Origin of the sequence: Dapis purpurea BLCC-M126 (assembly GCF_050015975.1) — a bacterium.
Lineage (GTDB): Bacteria > Cyanobacteriota > Cyanobacteriia > Cyanobacteriales > Microcoleaceae > Trichodesmium.
The window spans coordinates 1-22,051 of the sequence record NZ_JBNHER010000155.1; the positions used below are offsets into that span (position 1 = coordinate 1).

Here is a 22,051-nt window from a genome sequence, read left to right on the forward strand (position 1 = left end):
CTTCTACTGTAATGATTTTGGCTTTATTATAAGTGATCATCCGAACATGATATTATTAGGAACGGCCAAGATTCTACTAATTCCCATAGATTAGCGCTATACTTGAGCAATACTTCAGTTGTCAACTAATCGGTACAAGCAAAATCACTTTTTTGCTAATTTTAGCTAAGTTAATGTTAATTACTCTTATGTTTGCTTCTCCCTGTACGGACGTTGTATGCAACGTCCCTACCTACTACCCTGCTCAACAAAATGTAGAAAAGTTTTTGAGAAATGGCATTACTTCTTGAGCTACGCCGGAATGACGTCGAACTTGCCATTCGTGCGTATATAGATGATGCTCTCCTCTCCTGCTTCAGACGAGACTTGATGCACCGACTCTTCCTTCAAGCTGAAATAACTGCCCGGCACTAAGGTCTTGAGATCGGTCTCACTCGTCACTTGGTACTGTGGTTGACCTTGGATTACCACAGCGTGGAATGTCGAGCCGTGGCTAAGTATCTTTCCAGTAAATCCAGCAGGTAGCTTGATAAAACTCCCGTATAGTTGATCGTCCTGCGGGTTGCCCCAAAGAAAGGCTACCTTTGCTCCATTGGCAGAGTCTGGTATCCCGGGTTGATCGATCCAAACAATGTTTGATGGGTCTACGTTAATTGGCTTATCATCGCTAGAAAACGCTTCCTCAGTGGGAAGGACAAGATACGGCCCTTCATCGATCTCTATGTATGCCATGTTGTTGCTACCCTCGGCAGCAGTAATATGTACACCTCCGGCTGGTTGCGTCCAGAAAGAACCCTTCGGTAGCCACATCTTCTCGGCATTCGGGTCATCGTTGTGAACGGTGCCACTAATGGCCACTCCACGGTAGGTGATATTGTGAATGTGAGGTGGGGACGAGAAGCCGTCCACAAATTGAACGAGGAAGCCTGACGGCCCGGAGGCAGTGCGATCGCCCCAAAGAGTACCAGCTTTCGGGCTTTGGTCGCCACGGGCAGGGTTGAGGGGTCCCCACTGGACTTCAGACCTCAAGACTACCTCAGAGGTTGCCTTGGCTGCTAATTCCGGATCGATGCTTTGGGATGTGACCTGCGCGCAACCCAAGGCGGTTACGAAGAGTGCAAGTGCGAGTAATAAAAACCTTCTTATGTTTTTCATGAGGAAAATTTTTGGTAATCATTTATTTGATGTACTACCAAAGTTTAAGCTAAAACCGTCTCAATAACACGTACAATATCTTGGCATTTCTGCGTATCAAGGGCATCATGATGGGGAGATACAAACTGACCTAAATCATTGTCGAAATACTTACCTGAAGCAGTTTTGAACTCATCCGTCAGTGCTGCGCGAGTGAGTATTTCTGCCCCGATGCGGATATCGCCACCAGCCACCCCAAAAGCCTGCTTCACCATTTTGCTACCGAGCATAGATCCAGGGTTAATTGCGACGATCATAGGACCGCGATCCTCAAGGGAAACTGCTAGACTACGCGACCACATTGTAAGCGCTAGTTTGCTTTGTGCATAGGCTGCTCCGTCGGATAACTTGACTCGTCCAGCCAGTGCTTCTGCTTGGACGGTAGATTGAGCAGCGGAGGAAAGATTAATCACCCTTCCTGAAGTACCGAGCAGTGATAATAACCGTTGTGTAAGCAGATAGGGAGCGATAGTATTAACAGCAAAACGTATATCAAGACCCTCCTGGGTGACAGGAGCGGGGGCATTATAGACACCTGCATTATTGATTAGCACATCAAGTTTAGAGTGCTTTTCCGCTACAGCTTTCGCGAGTGCCTCGACATTATCCATGAGCGACAAATCGGCCATGTAAATTTCAATACGTCCGCCACCTTTGAGTTCAAGAAGCGTTTTTTGCAGTTGTTCAAGCTTTTTTTGATTACGACCATGCAATAAAACATGGTGTCCCATTGAAGTAAGCATCTTCGCTGTTTCCAGTCCAATACCATCAGTAGAGCCAGTAATTAAAATAGTTTTTTGCATGGCTTTGTCTCCTTTATCCATTGAATTCTGGCAGGATCTCATCTGCTAAATATTTCAGTGTCGTATCAATATCAGCTCTATTAAAGCGCAGGTTCAGTGCAACATGATTGACACCGATATCTTCCCGTGATTTCAAATAATCTCGAAGATATTTGACTCCCAGGCGAAATCCTAAGTGGATAGGTTGGGGAGGGGCATTAGATGCTTCAACCAAATCAACATAAAGCGGTTCCATAATCGGTTGGGCAGACCTTCCTACTTTCCGAACCAGCTCTCGCCAATCTTTAATAATTTGTGCCTGCAACCCAGCATTACGAGGATAGAGCATCCAGCCATCTCCATTTTGTGCAATCCACTCATGGCTTTGCTGACTATTTCCTGTAATAAGCAGTGGTAGTTTTTTTGAATTAGGCTTGGGCAACATATCGATCGAACCATTCATGCCACCATAGGTATTTTCAAAATTTGGTGTATTATCCCCCATGTAGCGAATATAGTCATAGCTTTCACGAAATAGTTTACCGCGATCGGCAAAAGGTAAGTTTAGTGCTGGATATTCTTCTGGTCGATCGCCAGAGGCGATGCCTAAAATGAGTCTTCCACCTGACAATACATCAGCGCTGGCGGCGGCTTTAGCAACGTGAGCTGGATGCCTCAACGGTAAAATCATACTAGCAACACCAAGTGCAATTCGCTCAGTTTGACCAGCGAGCAAACCTAAATAGACAAAAGGGTCATAGATTTGACCAGCGTCACCAAAAGATGGCACATTAAATGGTACATCACGCAACCAAACAGCAGAAAATCCCAGTTCTTCTACCAATTGAACGTGTTCTATGTGTCGAGTCATGGAAGGCACTGCTCCTGAGGAGTAATTCTCGATTGGTACAACTAATCCCAGACTCAGCCGTCCCAAACGAAATACTGAATTGTATCCCTTATTAATGGATTGAAATTCTAACTTGTTTGTTTTTTCAAGCATTTTAAATTCAAGTCAGTATAGCCTTCTGGCTATTGGCCTTATTTAGCAAAACCACCAAGAGGTCTGAGTAAAAATGGATTTAGAGCAGCATGACAGCATCATCAAGCAAATCAAGGGTAGCCGAAATATTTGCAGTAGAGAAGTGTTCAAAAAACTCACAAACAGTTTGTTTATTCTGTTCAATGCTCATTATTCGATTTCCTGAATAGCAATAACTCCTTGCTCCCAGTTACGCTGGTTCTCCATATCATTTTGAAGGTTTGTGTCATCTGCGATTTGGAAACGCTTAATCGCTGGTGTTTTACTTGTTGCCTGATAGAGCCAATAAGCTTCTTCCTTCAGCGCCTCTTCAATTGGCTTGTCGATTGAAGCATAAACAGCCTGCTTACAAGCATTAATCGAATCCGCAGGGAAGTGGGCCATGCGTTTTGCCAAATCATCAACATAAGCACCAATTTTGTCCGCATCGAGAGCCTTATTAATAGTGCCATAGGCTTCTGCTTCGTCCGCATCAAAATCACGCGCACTTAAAATAATTTCCAATGCCCGGCCTAAACCTGCCTGACGAGCCATACGCGATGCGCCACCACCACAAGGCAGAATGCCCATACCAACTTCCATCTGCATAAACTTTGCCTTGCCACGAGCTGCAAAGCGCATATCACAAGCCAGCGCAAATTCATGACCGCCACCCCGTGCGAACCCTTCGATTTTGGCGATAGTCGCCTGTGGTAATTTACTAATACGCTCCAGCGTGGTCTGTAAATAAAGTAGTTCTACCTCTTCACGAGGTACTGCTATTGTGGACATATCTTTGAGAAAATTCGTGTCGGCATGAGCTACAAAAATTTCTGGGTGCGCAGATTGGAAAACAACAACTTTGACGCTACGATCACTTTCAAGTGTTTCCGCCAAACGATTTAGATCGTCTAGCATCGGAATGCCTTGAATATTTACAGGAGGATAATCAAAAGTAATAGTAAGAACTGCTCCATCGTTTGTAGCCTTGAATGTAGTGTAGTTTTCGTAAGCCATATCTATAATTTTGCAAGTTGTTAAAATTTGGACATCTAAAGTTTTCTGATTGAAAAGGTTTGTCTCTCCAAGATTATTGGTCGGTAGGCTCTAAATTTTAAGGTATTACCCGTCGTAAAATAATTAAATAATTTGGCTGTAGACCTTGGAGTTGATACCCACTCCAAGGTAGGGACTTTTATTGCAAATAAAGTAGGCATTTAAGACTTAAGGTGGTCAACTAGCTATTGCTTTAAGGCTTCAGCCCTATTCGCTTTAGCACAAGGTGCTGACTTTTTTATGAGTTATATGATTAAAAATATAGTAAAAATAGGAATATAACAAGTAGGTACAATTTATATATATAGTGACTTAAAAGTAACTATTGAAAAGTTTATAAATTAGAGAATTATGACGCAGAAAAATAATTACGATCGTCCCTATGGGTGTTCTGTCGAAGCCACGTTATCGGTGATTGGTGGACGGTGGAAACCTGTGATAATTTTTAATCTCTTGGAGAATGATGTGTTACGCTTCGGCGAATTGAAGAAAAAAATTAAAGGTATTACACAGCGGATGCTTGCTAATCAACTACGGGAATTGGAAAAAGATAATATTGTTGCGCGAAAAGTCTATCCTGAAGTACCGCCACACGTAGAATATTCCCTAACAAATTATGGTCGTACTCTGAAGCCAATTATGATTTCTATGAGAGATTGGGGAGCCGAGCATATGAATGTAAAATCTGATGAGTCCTAGTCTTTGTAAAGTAATAGAATACATTTGGATGGTAAGGTAGTTTATTTGGGAAATTTTGATATCTGTAAATTATATTTTTTACAGCAGTTTTAAAGTATATGAACTACAGAGTAGTGTGGGCATCTTGCTAGCTCTGGGGTGTGCAGTTTATTTCTGCTATTTTTTGCTATCTGCTTTTTCTGAATTAAAATGAGTTCAAATAACTTCCAGATAGGAAATCTATGAGTTATGTTGCTTTTCCTAATAAAACACCCTATCAAAAAACTTTGCTCCTCGAATAAAGCAGCAAAATATTCTGGCAAAAATTTCATCAATTTATTAACCCATTGGTTAATTAGAGTGACGATCGCTCCACTTTCATTTCAACCCAAAAGAGCGATCGCTCAACATTCTTTTCCTCAGCTAAAAAAGCTATTAATGCAGTTCCTCTGCAAGAGGCTAGCTGAATGGTAAAAGCTGATAGCTAGTTACCTATTTGCTATCAACTGCATCTCAGACACCCAAGTACCATGAAAACCATAAGGCACTCTCTGAGGAAAAATCACTCGCGCCACAGGTTCCTCCCTCATATCCTGAGCATCAATAACCAATAATTCAGAACGCTTATATTTTTCATCATATACAAACGTCAACAACCAACCATCATCCTCATCAATAGCACCTATTCTGGGGGCAAATGTCACAGCACCACCATAACGACCTTCACCAAAATCATGGGGTAGCGACCTACCAGTACCGAAGTCATATTTAATAATTCCATCAAACAATGGTCGCAAAGATGCCATTCTGGAAGTGTAACCATAGCGCATTTCCCGGCCTACAAACCTATTATTAATACAGGGAAATTCAGACGGTCTCTTATCTAACATTCCCTCTCTGACAGTACCCGTCTTGAGATTAAACGCCCATCCATACATTCGGGGAATATTTTCATCGGGGTCTCTAAAAGTACCGGGATACACATGAGTTGAACTCATCCGACAACCATACATTACCACTTCATCTCCAGATTCATAAGCATTAAGAATGTGATTAATATAGCAAGGTTGAGCTTCAAACCAGCGAATATCTTCATTGTTCCCATACCTAGGTAAGATACCAAAACGACTTGGAACTCCAGTTTCAAACATCCAAGCAGGTAAACCTTGTTCTTCTCTTTGTGGACGGAAGCGTAATGGTAAATCCATCAAAATTGTATAATTTTTTGTGATGGCAAAATCGTGGGGAGCACTTGGCACAGGTATATTAATTGGTACTGTCTGCAATAGCTCGCCGTTACTAGAAATCACACCGTATTTTACATAAGGAGGCGCATCTAGAGCGTAACCAAAAAATATCAATTCTCCAGTCATTGGATCGACTTTTGGATGAGCAGTGAAAGCAGAATCTAAGTAACCATCACATAAATAGGGGCTAATTGTTTCTAAAGTAGGAACTTTAACCGCATAAGGTAAACCTGCCTCCCAAAGAGCTAATAACTTGCCATTGTGAAAAGTTACGCCATTATTGGCCACATTTTTATATGGTCCATAAGGATTATTTATTTGAGGAGGTTCTAATCTACCACTCCATACTGCATAACCCAAGTCTTTTTCTACTTCAAATCCTCCCGTCCGTACATAACGGTTCCGATATTCTGCCCTACCACCACTAATCCTTACCCCATGCAGCATTCCATCACCATCCATCCAATCATACCTACCTAGAGGAGCAAATTGAGGATTCGGGCCATTTCTAACATACATTCCTGACAAATCTCTAGGGAGTTCGCCTTTGATTTCCAGATTGTCGGAAGTTATCTCTTTGCTCACTGGGGCAAAATTACCCATCAGATAGGGATTAAATTTTGTGGTAGTAGTCATTGGGACTTGCTCCTATAGAAAAAATTAAGGTTCTATTAATAGCTTATGACCACTTTTCCATTATGTATAGTGTTATAATTCAAAAATTTTGTAAATTTTTACTCATCTGTCTTTTCTTTTTTCCTCTCTTTCCTGCTGGCTAATTTTGTGATTCTTGATGAAAACTTTGGCTTTTATACTCAAGCTTTCTATCCTTCCTATCTCCCCTTACGAAAGTACGTTTTTTACAATAAGAAGGATAACGTGGATGAGACTTATATCATGTCCGGTTGAATAGTGATAATTAAAGCTTGTAGTTGGGCTTCAGCCCGAACTTTAGATAGGGCTAAAGCCCAACTACAAACCATATACTTTTTTATCACTGATTATCCGGACTTGATATTAGTAGATATTAGTAGGCTTGGGGGAAAAGTAGATAAGGAAGCACAAACGCCTCCAAATTCAAACAATTAAAAAATTTAGTTATCTATCACATAAGCATTCAATCCAGCAATAAAAGTTGCTTTTTTCTCCTTTGTGTTTCAATTTCTCCTTGTCATATCATGTCCGCTAGCATCGGCATTGTAAAGTAAGGGTAAGGAATAAGGTTTTAGTTATTTAGGAGAGAGGGCTTAAACGCCGGAAAAACTTAAATTTCCTGTAGATATTAACACCTGAGTTTACACAAACGATACCAACAGACATTTTTTTATACCGAATTAAGTGAATTAGATATAGAAAAATGTTCCATCTCAACCTATTGCCAAATATTTCTAGATATCTCTATCTCCCCAAACTCCCCACCTTATTGATCTAATTACAGCAATGCTATCGGATTTGATATCACCCTATCTCTTCCTTGAATCAGAACGACAGCATTTGCTCCACAGAGAAATATTGAGTATTAGCCACTTCAAATTGAATTGGTTGCAACTGCACAGCACAAGCTTTTAATTCTGGCTGCCCAGACTCAGGACAAGCTTGAGGATGAGTCAAAGCATTCGCCTCAGCCTGATTTCCCCACAGTACCCCCCAGTGCATCGGTACAAATACAGTACCAGGAGTAATAGCTTTGGTGATTTTTGCTGGAAATCTGCTATAACCTCTTCGCGATCGTACTTCTACCCAATCATTTTCTGAAATTTCTAACCTCTGAGCATCTTGAGGATGAATTTCTATAAACGGCATCGGGTGCATTTTTTTAATTTTTTCAATACGCCCGGTACGAGTTTGAGTGTGCCAATGACCATATAACCGACCGGTTGTCAAGACGAATGGATAATCAGGATTAGGTGGTTCTGCCAAACCTTGGGAGTAATATGCTGCAAACCTTGCCTTGCCATCAGAAGTGTTAAATCGGAAGTCAGTATACAGACGCTCTTGAGATATTCCACTACTATCGGAGTAAGGCCATTGAGTCGGACCATGTTCTCGGAGTCTTTGATAGGTAATGCCAGTCATATCACAGGGGCGATCGCGTGTCAATTCTAGAAACTCAGCTCTCACAGCCTCCGAGTCAGAAAAATCAAATTGATTTGTAAATCCTAAACAGCGACCTACCTCCGCAAAGATTTCCCAATCTGCTTTAGCTTCTCCTAGAGGTTCGCGAAATGCCGGACACAAAGTCACTACTCGCTCCGAGTTCGTCATCGTACCCGTTTTTTCTCCCCACTGGGCAGCAGGCAACAACAGATGAGCATATTCAGCCGTTTCCGTAGGATAATAAGCATCCTGATAAACAGTAAAAGGCGATCGCAACAAAGCAGCCTTCGTCCGTTCTAGATCGGGCATACTCACAGCGGGATTAGTTGCAGCAATCCACAAACAACCTATTTCTTGGCGTTCTAAAGCCATAATCATTTCCCAAGCAGTACGACCAGGTACACCAGAAATTTGTCCGGGAGTCAATCCCCACAACTTTTCGACTTCAGCCCGATGCTGAGGATTTTTGACCACTCGATAACCAGGCAAAATATGAGCCAGTCCACCTGCTTCTCTACCACCCATAGCATTAGGTTGACCAGTCAGAGAAAACGGACCTGCACCTGGTTTGCCAATATTACCCGTCATCAAATGTAGATTAATCAGAGTTCGCACTTTTGCCGTACCCTCCGAAGACTGATTCATCCCCATTGACCACAAAGATAAAACTCGCTGAGACTCTCCCCAATAACGAGCTGCTTTTTCCAACTCATCCAAGCGAATCCCACAATGGCGTGCCACCAGTTCCGGTGGGTAGTGACGAATTACTTCAGTATATTCAGGAAAACCAGTCGTACACTCATCAATAAACATTGCATCAAGCAAACCCCAGCGCATAAGCAGATGAGCAATACCATTAAGTAAATCAATATCTGTACCTGGTCGGATTGCCAAATGTAGGTCTGCTGCTTCTGCAGTTTGAGTGCGACGGGGGTCTACCACAATCATTTTTACTTTCTTATTTTTCTTGTGATATACCCGGAGACGGTTAAATACAATAGGATGACATTCTGCTGTATTAGTGCCAATTAAAAATGCACAGTCTGTTTGTTCTAAGTCATCATAGCAACAGGGAGGACCGTCAGAACCAAAACTTTGAATATATCCAGATACTGCTGAAGACATACAGAGGCGAGAGTTGGCATCAAAGTTATTAGTTCCCAGACATCCTTTGAGCAACTTCTGGGCAATATAATAATCTTCTGTTTGAAACTGACCAGATCCATACATACAAATTGCATCTGGTCCTTGGGTGAAGCGTACAGTTTGAATGCGGTTAACAATGCGCCGAAAAGCTTGTTCCCAAGTAACCCGACGAAAAGGTTCATCTAAGGTATCGCGCATCATTGGATATTTGAGCCGACTTTTATCTAATGCTTCGCTCACTGTGGCACCTTTAACACAAACCTTACCTTTACTTGATGGATGAGAGCGATCGCCTCGTACTTGCCAAATTGGATTACCTTTGCTATCTCGATTTGTTGCTTTTCCTGGCATTGCTGGTGGTGATACTTCTAACCCGCAGCCAACACCACAATAGGGACAAAGAGTTTTTGTCGGTTCCATAGTTTACTTAAATTTTTTTACTAAAAAAAAATAAATGAAATTATTATTAATATCAAATACTGTTGAATCTTAATAATTTCATTTGCTATTTAAACATAAGTTTTGTGTATTGTGGATTTATCCCACAAAATTGATTTTATTTTTTATGATATAATTTTAAATTTATGTTTATTATTGAATAATTAATTAAAAATTATCTGTCACATTAGATACGTTTTAAAGATTTCTTAAAGGAGCAAGTTTTATGAATAAATTCTCACGGGATGACGAGCAAGCTGGGAATTTATAGCAATTTTCATTAACATAGAGTACATAGATTTTGCTTAGAGGCAGAAAGCAGACGTTTTCTATTCAACATTTCTGGAAAACTGCTACAATCCCTAATTTAACAATTCTGAATTCGCACATTCTCAATGAATATAAGAGAAGTTTTGTAGTCAACATGATTGAAAACCTCTATATATAGCAATTTCCAGACTGGTGAGGTACAAAATTTCGTTAATCCTGCATAGTACTGATGAAAATATACATTTTTTCCCACATTCGCCACATTTCCCACACTTCCCACACCACCAACAGTTCCTATACTATGACTATGCACCACTATCAAAATTTGTTTGTTTTAAGGAGTAGAAAAATCAGAAAAACAACTTTACCTCATAACTTTGGAAATTGCTATAGATAGAGAGAGGGATTGGAGTAGGTCAAACGGATATTAGATTTTGATGACAAGTTTTTCATCCAAGGATTCATAGGTTTTGTGTGATTGGTAAAAACTTCTCTTAGCTTTCGTGAATTAGGCTTGTAACCATCTCTGTAAGCTGCATTCCACAAACTTAAACCCCGGTTATAGCACCATCTGCTATACCCCGCGTGTTGAGTCATCAGAGTTTTTTGCTGATTATTCAGTTTGAGCTTGATTCTAATGGATTTCATTTCATTTATTTGTGTTTCATGTGCGCAGCAAACACAGCCTGTCTAATAGTACGTTTTATAACTTATAATATCGTTATTCTTTGATTAAGTCAATGCTATACTGAGATATTTAGAAGTATGAGAAACAGATTAGTCTTAAAGCTTCATCTCTTGATTTACCAACGCCAGAATTTAACTTGTTTGACTATTTGTACTAATTGCTGTGATCGACCTTAACAGCAAAAGCTTCCAGAATTTAGATGGGTAAACCCATCTAAATACCTTATTATATCAAATCCGCTTAATTTGGTATAAAAAAATGTTTCATCTGAGCGCCAAAGTGCAAATCTTTCTAAATTCTCTTCCCTCCTAACTCCTAATTAACTATCTAATTATACCAATGCTACTGGATTTGATCTTACTGAAAAATTTTATCCCCTCCATAGCTGTTGGAGTGTTCAATTCATCTTTCTATTTACCCACGATCCTCTTGACCGATCGATGATATAGTGCTAACATTTTCACTATGGCAAGCGCGCTATTACGCAACACGTATACGAACGCGATTGTATTTCCTTCGTACACTTGGATAGGTGCGATAGCAAGCGGTTATGCCCTTTTCCTGAGTTTCTATATAGTTCAATTACTATACGCATCAAGAGGTAACCCCCATGACCCAACAAACTATCAATAATGACGACACTAATAATGAAGATTCCATGACCCAACAAGCTAGCAAGCTAGTCATTGTCACGGAAAAGTTGCTACTGAAAAAGATCGCCAAAATCATCGACAATACCGGGGCTACCGGTTATACGGTGGTGGAAGTTGGCGGTAAAGGTAGTCGTAACGTGCGCTCATCGGGAACACCCACCCTTAACGACAATTACTCAAACATAAAGTTCGAGGTGCTCACCCCCAATCGAGAGATGGCCGTGAAGATTGCAGATGAGGTCGCAACGCAGTTTTTCGACGATTATTCCGGTATTGCCTATGTATGTAACGTGATGGAGATACTGCACGCACACACATTCTAACTTAAAACCTAGCCAATCAAACTAAAAAAGCCGGGGCATGAACCCGGTTTTTTGGTGGCAGTCTTTCGTATCAACAGGACGTTAACGCCCAATAAGAAGTAATTTGCCAAGACTATCGGCTACGCCAGTGATTGAGAAGACGCAGCCTTGAAATAGCATCCGTGTCAGGGGAGCACCACAGACAGAGATCCGTGTGGGATCAGCCACCCAGTGCCTGGGCAAGTGCGATGTAGAGCGGTATTCCCAAAGCAAGCGCAACCGGAGTTCCGACGGCTGTGGATGAGCCTATGTAAGCGGAAGGATTTGCTGACGGGATACCGGCTCGTAAAGTGGGAGGTCCTGAGATATCTGAACTGGAGGTGGCGATTGTAGCCAGGATCACGACGCCACCAAAGCTGAATCCCGTGGCAAAGTGGGCAATCATGCCAAGACCGAAGGCTATGAACCCATGCAGCAGTGGGCCAAAAAAGGCATATAGGGCGTACCACTGGCCTACCTTGCGCAGCTCACCGAGCCTTGCTGTGGCTTCCATACCCATTACCAGCATCAGTATCGAAAGCAGCCCGCGAAAAAGAGGATTGAAAAAGCTCTCATAGACACTTTCCGGCCGGGTTAGCAGACCTAGAGTGAGGCCGAGCAGCAGTGCTGATAAGGCAGAGCCTTGGAGGCTTTCCTTAATGATAGGCCATATCTTGACCCCCGAGCCTGGGGTATTGTCCGAATCTTTTGGATACCCGGCTGCAGTAATGCGCCGCTCAATGCGCCGTTCATTGGGATACCCGCCTGCGGTAACGGGCTGCTTGCTGAGATACTCCTGCTTATTGAGATACCCCTCTGTAGTACGCAACTGCTTCTGCTTACTGATATAAAGGCTGGCCAAGACGATCGCAGTCACGAGCGCTGGGATGTCCATGAAGGGATAGAGTGCAGCAGCCCATGCCTCGTATTCGATACCTTCCGATTCAAGTAACGTCAAGGCAGCCGCGAGGGTAGAGCCACTAACAGCACCGAACAAGCCTGCGGTAGCAATGGCATCCACGGTTTTGACTTTGGGCAACATACCCAACGTGTAGCGCCCGATAAATACGATAAGTATCCCTATGATAACGGCGAATACTGCGGGCAAAAGCATCTCCACAAGATTGGCATTGCGGATCGCAATTCCGCCGCTTAGGCCGACTTTGATGAGTAGCATGAAGACGATGAACTTATAGATCGCATCTGGAATTTGTAGTCGGCTATTGACGGCAGCAACAACCATACCACCAATCAGAAAACCGAGTGTTGGGGATTGCAACTTCCCCAGCAAGAGCGTAAAGAAATCAGACAAAAAATCCATGTTTTTATTCCTCCTTAGATTCAGATTTTAGGGGCGGGACGGTAGCTAAGAGTAGCCTCAAATCCTGGTTGACTGGCTCCACACATCTGTCATAGAGTAAACTCGCCACTCCATTGCATCTGGATCTCGGTGCGTCGTGTACTGGAAGATAATATTTTGAACCGATGATCGCAAACGATTGCGCTAATCAGTGGTGATTCATGAGCAATTCCTTTTTACTACCATAGTGTACGAGCAATTAGTCTGTAAAATCCGAGCGATGCATCTGGGGAAAGCGTTTTCGGGTACTCACTCAAGTTGGAGACATTCAGACAGCCAAGATATCATTTTCATCCTGCTATATACTGGATTGTAGCCTCAGCAATATGTTATGGCTTTAGCTTTTTTGTGTAAATCTATAGATAGTTATCGAATTAATTGCCAGATATAGCGGTTTTGGCAAAATTTAGGGCGTTGGTAAATAGAAAGATGAATTGAAGGATCCAAAACCTACGGATATGGTAAAATTTTTAAGTAATATACAGTAAGAATTTCATTTTCCATGGAATATCGGTAAGTGTCTTAGCCAACATATCAGGAAAAATCTCCATCTAAGACATAAACAAAACTAAATTTGCCTCCAATGTGGTCGTCAATTTGTTGGTTTTTATTATTCACCTGAATATAGTCAGGATATTCAAGCTGGTTGATAAAACTGATATAAAACGTCATAAGTGCGACATTTTAATGTTTACTTCCTGTCTCTTGGTCAGCATTCCCTCTCTTGGTGCGCGTTCCCTTTCTTGGTCAGCATTCCCTTGCGTCTTACGCCGACGCGGGGTCTGACCGCTTGCGACTTTCGTCGTCGCGGGATCGCACCGCTTGCGTCTTACGCCGACGCGGGGTCGCACCGCTTGCGTCTTACGCCGACGCGGGGTCTGACCGCCTTCCACCGGAACTGTTGGCAGCACTCCGTCTACAGGTATCAACGGTCAAGCCAACCGCATTTCTTATTATTAAGTTTCAGCTTAGTTCTAATATATTTCATGTATGGGTGAGTGGAGCTTGTAGAATGGTCTGCTTTTTAAATTATTATATCGTTATTCTTTGATTAAGTCAATGATCTGTGTGCAAATTTAACCTACTGAAAGCTCTGCACTTTGAATCTGTAGGGCATAACCATTTAAAGTGATAGCATATCAACTGCAAAGCTCGTAACATAATATTACGAGCCCCTTTCCAATCCCGGTGTGCAGTATATCCGCATTCTTAAAATGTATGTTAATGGTATAAGTTTCCCAGGTATTAGTCGTACTGGTTATGCCCATAGGAAAATTATCAATTGGGTGAAATCAGTGGGAGAGCTTTTGCCCGATACCTACAACCCAGAAGACACATCTTCAAGAAGGGAGACCTTGATGAATTAAAGTCTAGATTTGCACAGGGCTAGATCACTTTCGCTCAGGAATTCTTGGCTGGGTAGTAATAGAGCGCTGTGCTAAAACTTTCATCATTCCTTTGGCAAGCAAGCGATTGCTGACACAAAGCGAAACGATTATTGGCAGTTTGACTTCTGGGTAAGCGACTGTAATCCTGTATATGGAAAATTTATACCATATTTTAAATTACTAACGCCCTTTGATCAAACTATCAATGCCAGATTGACCGTTAACTCCATTCTGACTTGTACCATTAATATTGACATTAGAAGTAACTAGGGAAACAGCTTTAACTAATGCTTGCTTCCTATCCATCAACATATTTTGCGAAGGTACAATTTTTAAAACTCCCAGTTTTTCTAACCTTCGTTTAACACTACCCGAAGCACCAACTAGGAATACATGACGACCTGTATCAACAGTTTCTTGAATCGCATTTTCTATTGCTAGAGCAGAAGTTACACCCATGTGAGGTACTTCGGCCAAATCAACAATCAAGACTTCATAATTATTCAAAAGTGTATGCTGGCGAGAGATTGCTTTAGAAACACCGAAGATCATCGGACCACTCAAGTGGAATAATAAAATCCTACCTTCAGCACGATCCAGTAATTCTTTCTCATCATTGTCTAAGATAATCGCATCATCAGCATCAGTAATAGCTTTAACATCCTCAGATTTTAGCTGAGTTAGGCGATCAATAGTCATAACATTAGCAATAAATACCCCAATACCTACAGCAGCAATCAAGTCAACAAATACAGTTAGACCAATAACAGTATACATAATGATTGCAGACTTCCAGGAAATGTCATGGGCACGCTTGAGAAATCCCCAGTCAATAATCTTAATCCCAACTTGGAGAGCAATACCTGCTAAAACAGCCATTGGAATTTGTGCAGTTAAACTACCAGCTCCCAAAACTACAACCATCAAAATAACAGCACGGGTAACACCAGATAAAGCACTGCGAGCACCTGTATTGATATTAACTACAGTACCCATAGTTGCTCCAGCGCCTGGAATACCACCAAATAAACCAGAAGCTAAGTTACCTAAACCTTGACCAATTAATTCTTTATCAGAGTCGTGTTGAGTACGAGTCAAACTGTCAGCAACCACAGAGGTTAATAGAGCATCAATACAGCCAAGCATAGCTAACACTGTCGCATCAACAACCATTAATTGTAGCTGTTCGGGAGTAAAGTAAGGTAACTGTAAGCTAGGCAAACCACTAGGGATTTCACCAATCCGACGAATTGCAGTATCTGAGAAAAAGAAAACAGAAATGACTGTTCCTACTACCAATGCTAACAATGGTGGTGGAACGAATTTCTTAACTTTAGATGGCACTAAGAAGAGGATAGCTACTGTAAGAACTGCTAACCCTGTTTCTATAGGATTAATATTGGTTAACAGTTCAGGAATGTTCTGAATAGTACCAACTACACCACCCTTGGGACTAGCCTGTCCGAGAAACGGACCTATTTGTAGGATGATAAGGATTAGACCAATGCCTGACATAAAACCAGAAATCACGTTGTAAGGCATCATGGTAATGTATTTACCCAGCTTTAATAAACCAAAACTAATTTGGAATAATCCAGCTAGCATTACTACTGTAAATGCCATTGCCATACCGTTTTCTGGGTTAGCAGCAGTTAAGTGGGCAATCACCGCAGTCATTACCACCGTCATTGGTCCAGTAGGTTCGGAAATTAGAGTTGGAGTACCACCAAACAGTGCTGCAAATAAACCAACTAATACAGCACCATATAAACCAGCAGCAGGACCTGCACCAGAAGCAACACCGAAGGCAAGTGCCATAGGAAGAGCAATCACGGCAGCAGTCAAGCCACCGAACATATCGCCTTTGATGTTTCTAAAATGTATTTTGTTAAAAACTTGCGTAGCCATTGTTTTATCTTATTGATAACTTCTTTTTTTATTGAATAGGACTTACCTAAACTTCTATGTATACCCTAGCTTTAGTGTAAGGTGCGTTGCAACGCATCTATAAACTAGAGTTGCTGTTTAAGTTCTATTCAATTTAGTCAATGCAAATTATATTAACCATTGACTATAGTCTATGTCAAGATTATTATAAAAATTAATGGGGAATGCAATACTTGATAGTTTGCAATTACTTATATAAGTCTTAATATTTTCTTTGTTTTTCTTATAATTGAGGAGGAAAAGTCTTTGATTCAGGCCACCTTACATCAGTTAAGAGTGTTTCAGACAGTAGCTAGTCATGGTAGCTTTACTAAAGCTGCTGAAGAATTATTCATTACCCAACCCACTGTCTCTAGTCAAATGAAGCAACTCACCCAGACAGTAGGGATGCCTTTATTTGAGCAAATTGGTAAGCAACTTCACTTGACTGACGTTGGGCGAGAATTATTAGCTACTTGTCAAGAAGTCTTTGAACAGCTCGATCGTTTCGAGATGATAGTTGCTGACATCAAAGGTACAAAACAAGGAAGGTTACGTTTAGCAGTAGTAACAACTGCTAAATATTTTGTGCCCAGAATCTTAGGTTATTTTTGCCAAGAACATCCACTGGTTGATATTGCCTTAGAGGTGACAAACCACCAAAACATAACCAGGCGGATGTTGGAAAACCAAGACGATCTATATATATTGAGTCAACCTCCTGAAGATATTCTTTTGTGCAACGAATATTTAATGGATAATCCTCTAGTCTTAGTAGCGAATAAAAATCATCCATTAGCAGGAAAGACAAATATTCCGATTAAATCTCTCAATAACGAAGCCTTTATTATGCGAGAACAGGGATCTGGCACTCGTCAGGCAGTCCAACAACTATTTGGTAAGCATAAAGTTGCTGTGAAAGTGCGCTTAGAGTTGGGCAGTAATGAGGCCATTAAACAAGCGATCGCTGGAGGCTTAGGAATTTCTGTTTTGTCAGAACATACCCTATACAGTGAAGAATTGGAACTCACCACCTTAGATGTTAAAGGATTTCCGATTAAACGAGAGTGGTATGTATCTTACCTAGAAGGCAAACAGCTATCAGTAGTAGCTCAAGCATTCTTACAATATCTCCATCAGCACACTCAGAAAAATGGTGTTACTTCTAGTATTGCTAGTTAATATAGTAGTTTTTTATTAATGGATAATGGATAATTACCTCCGGTTAAAACCGTAACGGAATTGAATATAAAGAAATATCCTAGTGCAGGATGACGGAAATAAGTGACCAGTGACAAAATACTCAAAGCCTTACCATTCAACACTTCTGACTTCCCCTCCTGGCTCCCCTCCTGGGAGGGGCGGGGGTGGGTTGAATTCTGAATTCTGACTTCCGCGTAGCGGTACTAGCACTTTTTTCTTGGTCGATTGGATGCGTTTACTAGCGAAACGCGCGTTGTGCGGAGCGCTAAACGCCATCTCTCGACCCCTTTTTCTACTTAAAAGGAGAGGCAATAAAGCAAAATTGATTAATTATCAATTATCCATTAGTAGGAGCAAACAGAGATTAATATAAAAATATATTTAATCATCCTAGAAAGTGGTGTAATATCATTTGGAAAATAATAGACATATCCGATAACACTTATCTACATATTTATTATTGAAATTTTTAAGGGTAAAAAATTGCTACAACTCTTACCACATAGTCCTATGATGGGACTTACACAATTTCTGGGCAGAAAAATGCTTGTTTGCGCAGCATTCCGTAGGAAAAGTCAGTCTAGACAAGGGAATTACGTCAAAGCCCTAAAAATGCCTAGAACCCTTGGTAATAAAGGAATTATATCTTTTTGAGGTAAAACCCCCTAGCTGTCTATATTTGAGCCTATTTTTTTCTACTTTTTTGTGTAATATCAAATCCGTTTAATTCGGTATAAAAAAATGTTCCATCTTCAACCATTACCAAATATTTCTCGATTTCCCCATCTCCCCATCTCCCCATCTCCCCATCTCCCCATCTCCCTATCTCCCCATTTAATTACACCGATGCTACCGGATTTGATATAAGTCCCAGTTCCTTTAAAACATCTAACGCCACAGACTCTTAGGGAAATTACATTTGCTCTAATGTTTGCTGATACAAATCAAGGGGAGGTCATATTTCTTCATATTTGCGATCCTAGAACTGCTCAACAGCAGATTAATGATTTTGAATCTCAGTTATCTACTTTAATTTCTTAGTCAGGTTTTAATGTGAAAACAGCAATTAGGACTATTCGCCATGATGATGTTTCTAGAGTAATTACAGAAGAGTCAAAATATATTGATTTAGTTATCTTGTGTTCGATTCGGAGTCGTACTGCTGGTGGATTAGCTGTAATACCAATTCACTTTAAGAATGTCACAAATAATTTCAAACTGTAAATATCAAATAATTGCCTGAAACTGTTTTTTTGTCAGAGTTTTTAGCCTATCAAATCTGGCATTCTCAATTCTCAATTCTGAATTCTCAATTTAGTGAAACGGTATTATTCAATAATTGATAATTGATAATGAATAATTGATAATTACCTCTTCCTTTTAGGGAGAGGATTGAGGCGGTAGGGAAAATTTTTTCTTGTTTCTCGTTTAAAGGAGAGGCTTTAAACCTTAATTATTCGGTAATATGACGATGGAAGTAATTCAAGATTTAACTTGTTCAATGCTATTGTTTGGAGAACCATATAATTGACATCCTCCCGACGCTGCTATAAGCGATACAGCAAGGGATTCCCTAGTATCTTTGCACAAGTCCTGCTAATTTTTTAAAATACATCTGCCAAATTGGCCACCACTCCCCAATTATTTTGCTTATATTAAAAGAACCAAATCAAACAATGATTATTTCCAGCCCTTTACCATAATTAATCTCACCACTATCCACTATTATAGTTGAGTTAATCTAAATCTGGATAATTGTCATTCGTATTATCACTTATTTATTGAATTGTTTAATTGAATTGAAAATTGGTAATTATACTGTTGCTACTGAAATAAAAGTTTGTTTATCATAGTAAATGTAAAGCAAACGGGTATAAAACTTATATTCCGCCTATCTCACACAAAGAGCTTAATTCCTAAAAGCCTTACTATATCTGATTTTAAAAATAGTCAAAATTCTCATCAGAATATCCGGAAGGTGGAATCAAACCATTGTAAATTCTTTATGTATACACACTAACTAATGTTAGTGACTTGTACTCATGGGACTTCGTAACAAACACATCTATAAAATTGAACCATAAATACATCTAAACGCCCAAGTTATAACTAAAGTTACACTTTACCTCTTAATTTTCTGAGTATTTTTACTTTTTGCATAACTGAGATACACCCCAGAAGTATCTATTAGAACAACAAACAAAACTATTATTATCACATCTACACTATGAACGAACTTCAGGTTAACCCCAACACTCAACTTGTAACAGTTAACGATCCTTCACCCAGTATTTCAGTACTATGGGACCGCGCAGTCCAACAAGCAGTCATTAATAGTAGAGTAGGTCCAACCGTCGCCTCCCGTGCCTATTCTATGGTACATACAGCCATCTATGATGCTTGGGCTGCTTACGATCCATTAGCAGTAGGAACTCAGTTAGGAGATGATCTACAACGTCCTGAATCTGAAAATACAGAAGCTAATAAAGCTGAAGCAATGAGTTTTTCTGCTTACCGGGTGCTGACAGATTTATTCCCCGATCAAGTAGAAATTTTCAATGGAGTAATGGCTAATCTAAGCTTAGACCCCAACAACACTACTACCGATCCTACTACTCCTGCTGGCATTGGTAACGTTTCCGGTCAAGCACTATTAGCATTCCGTCATAATGATGGTTCTAACCAATTAGGAAATAACCCCAATGGTGATGGTACTCCCTACTCCGACATCAGTGGTTATCAACCTCAAAATCCTGCTGGAGATCCTACTAACATAGAGCTTTGGACTCCCGAAAACGTTCCTATTGACGATCCTAATGCTCCAGTCCAAAACTTCCTGACTCCACAATGGGGTAATGTGACACCCTTTGGCCTCGAATCAGGTGACGAACTACAACCAGTAGCACCAGAACCATTTTTGCTGGTAGATGGTGAAGTAGACTTGGATGCAGGTACAATTACTTTGGTAGACCAGTCTGTAGTTCCAATTAGTAAAGATATTATTGGCACTATTATCAATCCTGAATTTATTGCCCAAACAGAAGAGGTAGTTAATTTTAGCGCCAACCTGACAGACGAACAAAAGTTAATTGCGGAATTTTGGGAAGATGGCGGTGGTACATCTTTCCCACCAGGAACCTGGATGAGTTTCGGTCAATTTGTTTCTGCCAGAGATGAGCATACGTTAGATCAGGACGTCGAACTATTCTTTAATTTAGGTAACGCGGTATTTGATGCTGGTGTTGCGACTTGGGAAGCTAAAGTTAACTACGACTATGCTCGTCCAGTACGCACAGTGCGCGAATTAGGCGAACAGGGTTTGATTGGGGAATTTAATGAAGAGCTTGGTGGTTATGCTATTGAAGCTTGGGCAGGTCCAGGAGAAGGAACCCAAACAATTCTAGCAACTGATTTCCTCACCTATCAAACTCCTGGTAGCGATCCTTCTCCTCCTTTTGCTGAATATGTATCTGGTCATAGCACTTTCAGCGCTGCTGGTGCAGAAATTCTCCAACGGTTTACTGGCGATGATGAATTCGGTGCTTCGGTAACTTTTGCTCCTGGTGAGTCTCGTTTTGAACCTGGTGTAACACCAACAGAAACTGTAACTCTGGAGTGGGATACTTTCAGCGAAGCTTCTGATGAGGCTGGTTTTTCTCGTCTTTACGGAGGCATTCACTTTGAGGATGGCGATGTGAATGGTAGGTCTCTGGGGCGACAGGTAGCGGGAGAAGTCTGGGAAGAAGCTCAGTCTCTAGTTACCCCCAATAAGATACTTGGTACAACTGGAGATGATGAGTTAATTGGAACTGATGCAAGTGAATACATACATAGCGGTCGTGGCGATGATATTATTGAAGGTTTGGATGGTAATGATTTAATCCATTCCGGCAAAGGTGACGATATAATTAATGCTGGTGCCGGTCGCGATATTATTGGTGCTGATAAGGGTGATGATATAATCACTGGTGGAACTGGTGCAGATATGTTTGACTTCCGGAGTGATTATGGGGATGATATTATCACTGATTTTGAAGACGGAATTGATTTGATTCGTTTAAGGAGTGGTCTGGAATTCGAGGATTTGACAATTGCTCAGGTGGGCAGCGACACTAGCATTACTGGTGAGGAACTTTCTATTACTTTGCAAGGTGTAGCGGCAACCGATATCGGTAGTGATGATTTTGTCGAGATTTTCGCTTAAGCAACGGCTTGAAGAACCTGCCGGAAGCAACAATTTTTTTGAAATTAAAATTCTCAAAAATGCCGAGATATACCGCTACGCGCAAGTTATAAGTCAAAAGCAATCTATAACTGAGTTTTAAGATTTACCAATGTCCTAAGCTATTTGCCTAGTGCTATAAGTTTCATAATTGAATAAAAATACTACCCTTGTAGGGACGTTTCATGGAACGTCCCTACTATGCTCTATGAACTATGAAAACGCCTTTCATTAATTGATAATTAGATAATGGATAATTGATAATTACCTCTGGTTAAAACCGTGAGGGAATTGAAGATAAGGAAATATCCTAGCACTTTTCTCTTGGTCGATTGGATATG

At 40.8% G+C, this 22,051-nt stretch carries 16 protein-coding genes; 6 read left to right on the top strand and 10 right to left on the bottom strand.

The features are described from left to right. Positions 1 to 291: 291 nt before the first annotated feature. The 4 genes from ACP6PL_RS14030 to ACP6PL_RS14045 all read right to left on the bottom strand — a co-directional run bounded on the left by ACP6PL_RS14030 (position 292) and on the right by ACP6PL_RS14045 (position 4,014). Positions 292 to 1,155: a DUF4437 domain-containing protein gene (locus ACP6PL_RS14030; RefSeq protein WP_426545880.1), complete on the bottom strand. Its 864-nt coding sequence runs from the start codon at positions 1,153 to 1,155 to the stop codon at positions 292 to 294. A 44-nt stretch (positions 1,156 to 1,199) separates the two neighbouring features. Beyond that, positions 1,200 to 1,997, bottom strand: coding sequence for an SDR family NAD(P)-dependent oxidoreductase (locus ACP6PL_RS14035; RefSeq protein WP_426545881.1), 798 nt, complete (start codon positions 1,995 to 1,997; stop codon positions 1,200 to 1,202). 13 nt (positions 1,998 to 2,010) lie between these two features. Next, positions 2,011 to 2,979: an LLM class oxidoreductase gene (locus tag ACP6PL_RS14040; RefSeq protein WP_426545882.1), complete on the bottom strand. Its 969-nt coding sequence runs from the start codon at positions 2,977 to 2,979 to the stop codon at positions 2,011 to 2,013. A 189-nt stretch (positions 2,980 to 3,168) separates the two neighbouring features. Next, complete coding sequence (locus tag ACP6PL_RS14045) at positions 3,169 to 4,014, bottom strand: enoyl-CoA hydratase/isomerase family protein (RefSeq protein ID WP_426545883.1); 846 nt, start codon at positions 4,012 to 4,014, stop codon at positions 3,169 to 3,171. 390 nt (positions 4,015 to 4,404) lie between these two features. Between ACP6PL_RS14045 and ACP6PL_RS14050 the strand changes: the two genes are divergently transcribed. Next, positions 4,405 to 4,752, top strand: coding sequence for a winged helix-turn-helix transcriptional regulator (locus ACP6PL_RS14050; RefSeq protein ID WP_426545884.1), 348 nt, complete (start codon positions 4,405 to 4,407; stop codon positions 4,750 to 4,752). 228 nt (positions 4,753 to 4,980) lie between these two features. Then, positions 4,981 to 5,205, top strand: coding sequence for a hypothetical protein (locus ACP6PL_RS14055; protein WP_426545885.1), 225 nt, complete (start codon positions 4,981 to 4,983; stop codon positions 5,203 to 5,205). A 14-nt stretch (positions 5,206 to 5,219) separates the two neighbouring features. Here ACP6PL_RS14055 and ACP6PL_RS14060 read toward each other — a convergent pair whose 3' ends face one another. The 3 genes from ACP6PL_RS14060 to ACP6PL_RS14070 form a co-directional block, all read right to left on the bottom strand. Next, positions 5,220 to 6,614: a carotenoid oxygenase family protein gene (locus tag ACP6PL_RS14060; RefSeq protein WP_426545886.1), complete on the bottom strand. Its 1,395-nt coding sequence runs from the start codon at positions 6,612 to 6,614 to the stop codon at positions 5,220 to 5,222. A gap of 843 nt (positions 6,615 to 7,457) precedes the next feature. Continuing rightward, positions 7,458 to 9,641: a molybdopterin oxidoreductase family protein gene (locus ACP6PL_RS14065; RefSeq protein WP_426545887.1), complete on the bottom strand. Its 2,184-nt coding sequence runs from the start codon at positions 9,639 to 9,641 to the stop codon at positions 7,458 to 7,460. A 675-nt stretch (positions 9,642 to 10,316) separates the two neighbouring features. After that, positions 10,317 to 10,577 (bottom strand): helix-turn-helix domain-containing protein, encoded by a 261-nt coding sequence (locus tag ACP6PL_RS14070; RefSeq protein ID WP_426545888.1) that lies wholly within the window; start codon positions 10,575 to 10,577, stop codon positions 10,317 to 10,319. 698 nt (positions 10,578 to 11,275) lie between these two features. Here ACP6PL_RS14070 and ACP6PL_RS14075 point away from each other — a divergent pair. Next, on the top strand, positions 11,276 to 11,593 hold the full coding sequence (locus ACP6PL_RS14075; protein WP_426545895.1) for a P-II family nitrogen regulator: 318 nt from the start codon (positions 11,276 to 11,278) through the stop codon (positions 11,591 to 11,593). Positions 11,594 to 11,792: 199 nt separating this feature from the next. Here the strand turns inward: ACP6PL_RS14075 and ACP6PL_RS14080 are convergent, their stop codons facing one another. The 3 genes from ACP6PL_RS14080 to bicA form a co-directional block, all read right to left on the bottom strand. Beyond that, positions 11,793 to 12,932: a sodium-dependent bicarbonate transport family permease gene (locus ACP6PL_RS14080; RefSeq protein ID WP_426545889.1), complete on the bottom strand. Its 1,140-nt coding sequence runs from the start codon at positions 12,930 to 12,932 to the stop codon at positions 11,793 to 11,795. A 573-nt stretch (positions 12,933 to 13,505) separates the two neighbouring features. Continuing rightward, on the bottom strand, positions 13,506 to 13,643 hold the full coding sequence (locus ACP6PL_RS14085; RefSeq protein WP_426545890.1) for a hypothetical protein: 138 nt from the start codon (positions 13,641 to 13,643) through the stop codon (positions 13,506 to 13,508). An 896-nt stretch (positions 13,644 to 14,539) separates the two neighbouring features. Next, on the bottom strand, positions 14,540 to 16,267 hold the full coding sequence (bicA, locus tag ACP6PL_RS14090) for a bicarbonate transporter BicA (protein ID WP_426545891.1): 1,728 nt from the start codon (positions 16,265 to 16,267) through the stop codon (positions 14,540 to 14,542). Between the two features lie 285 nt (positions 16,268 to 16,552). Between bicA and ACP6PL_RS14095 the strand changes: the two genes are divergently transcribed. The 3 genes from ACP6PL_RS14095 (at position 16,553) to ACP6PL_RS14105 (ending at position 21,692) form a co-directional block, all read left to right on the top strand. After that, positions 16,553 to 17,467 (top strand): LysR family transcriptional regulator, encoded by a 915-nt coding sequence (locus ACP6PL_RS14095; protein ID WP_426545892.1) that lies wholly within the window; start codon positions 16,553 to 16,555, stop codon positions 17,465 to 17,467. Between the two features lie 1,074 nt (positions 17,468 to 18,541). Then, positions 18,542 to 18,712 carry a hypothetical protein gene (locus ACP6PL_RS14100; RefSeq protein ID WP_426545893.1) on the top strand — a complete coding sequence of 57 codons (171 nt, stop codon included), beginning with the start codon at positions 18,542 to 18,544 and terminating at the stop codon, positions 18,710 to 18,712. Positions 18,713 to 19,715: 1,003 nt separating this feature from the next. Continuing rightward, complete coding sequence (locus ACP6PL_RS14105; RefSeq protein WP_426545894.1) at positions 19,716 to 21,692, top strand: DUF6851 domain-containing protein; 1,977 nt, start codon at positions 19,716 to 19,718, stop codon at positions 21,690 to 21,692. The last annotated feature ends 359 nt before the right edge of the window (positions 21,693 to 22,051 follow it).

Bases quoted from the DNA above. Each gene is read 5' to 3' on its own strand.
- ACP6PL_RS14030 (WP_426545880.1), bottom strand. From the start codon at position 1,155: ATGAAAAACATAAGAAGGTTTTTATTACTCGCACTTGCACTCTTCGTA.
- ACP6PL_RS14035 (WP_426545881.1), bottom strand. From the start codon at position 1,997: ATGCAAAAAACTATTTTAATTACTGGCTCTACTGATGGTATTGGACTG.
- ACP6PL_RS14040 (WP_426545882.1), bottom strand. From the start codon at position 2,979: ATGCTTGAAAAAACAAACAAGTTAGAATTTCAATCCATTAATAAGGGA.
- ACP6PL_RS14045 (WP_426545883.1), bottom strand. From the start codon at position 4,014: ATGGCTTACGAAAACTACACTACATTCAAGGCTACAAACGATGGAGCA.
- ACP6PL_RS14050 (WP_426545884.1), top strand. From the start codon at position 4,405: ATGACGCAGAAAAATAATTACGATCGTCCCTATGGGTGTTCTGTCGAA.
- ACP6PL_RS14055 (WP_426545885.1), top strand. From the start codon at position 4,981: ATGTTGCTTTTCCTAATAAAACACCCTATCAAAAAACTTTGCTCCTCG.
- ACP6PL_RS14060 (WP_426545886.1), bottom strand. From the start codon at position 6,614: ATGACTACTACCACAAAATTTAATCCCTATCTGATGGGTAATTTTGCC.
- ACP6PL_RS14065 (WP_426545887.1), bottom strand. From the start codon at position 9,641: ATGGAACCGACAAAAACTCTTTGTCCCTATTGTGGTGTTGGCTGCGGG.
- ACP6PL_RS14070 (WP_426545888.1), bottom strand. From the start codon at position 10,577: ATGAAATCCATTAGAATCAAGCTCAAACTGAATAATCAGCAAAAAACT.
- ACP6PL_RS14075 (WP_426545895.1), top strand. From the start codon at position 11,276: ATGACCCAACAAGCTAGCAAGCTAGTCATTGTCACGGAAAAGTTGCTA.
- ACP6PL_RS14080 (WP_426545889.1), bottom strand. From the start codon at position 12,932: ATGGATTTTTTGTCTGATTTCTTTACGCTCTTGCTGGGGAAGTTGCAA.
- ACP6PL_RS14085 (WP_426545890.1), bottom strand. From the start codon at position 13,643: ATGACGTTTTATATCAGTTTTATCAACCAGCTTGAATATCCTGACTAT.
- bicA (WP_426545891.1), bottom strand. From the start codon at position 16,267: ATGGCTACGCAAGTTTTTAACAAAATACATTTTAGAAACATCAAAGGC.
- ACP6PL_RS14105 (WP_426545894.1), top strand. From the start codon at position 19,716: ATGAACGAACTTCAGGTTAACCCCAACACTCAACTTGTAACAGTTAAC.